The sequence below is a fragment of the Citrobacter sp. CK195 genome (assembly GCF_030333365.1).
GTDB classification, from domain to species: Bacteria; Pseudomonadota; Gammaproteobacteria; order Enterobacterales; family Enterobacteriaceae; genus Citrobacter_B; species Citrobacter_B koseri.
This window is the reverse complement of sequence record NZ_JAOWGB010000011.1, coordinates 1-408: the sequence shown is the minus strand read 5'-3', so window position 1 is coordinate 408 and position 408 is coordinate 1. Positions and strand designations below refer to the sequence as shown.

The window sequence follows — 408 nt, the reverse complement described above, 5'->3', positions numbered from 1 at the left end:
TGCTGATATGGCTCAGTTGGTAGAGCGCACCCTTGGTAAGGGTGAGGTCCCCAGTTCGACTCTGGGTATCAGCACCACTTCACTTCTCCTTCCCGTTTCTCTCTGTATAAACTTAAATATTCAACAATTCAGGCATATCGCCTGGTTGATGTGGTGATATCACCGATTTATCCGTGTCTTAGAGGGACAATCGATGTCTAAAGAAAAGTTTGAACGTACAAAACCGCACGTCAACGTCGGTACTATCGGCCACGTTGACCATGGTAAAACAACGCTGACCGCTGCAATCACTACCGTACTGGCTAAAACCTACGGCGGTGCTGCTCGCGCATTCGACCAGATCGATAACGCGCCGGAAGAAAAAGCTCGTGGTATCACCATCAACACTTCTCACGTTGAATACGACAC

Annotated in this window: 1 protein-coding gene and 1 tRNA gene; both read left to right on the top strand. The window is 48.5% G+C overall.

What is annotated here, in order from left to right:
• Nucleotide 1 precedes the first annotated feature (1 nt).
• Nucleotides 2-77, top strand: a tRNA-Thr gene (locus OGX93_RS00650).
• A 116-nt stretch (nucleotides 78-193) separates the two neighbouring features.
• The coding region (locus tag OGX93_RS00645; RefSeq protein ID WP_000031663.1) for a GTP-binding protein at nucleotides 194-408 on the top strand (215 nt) is incomplete at its 3' end.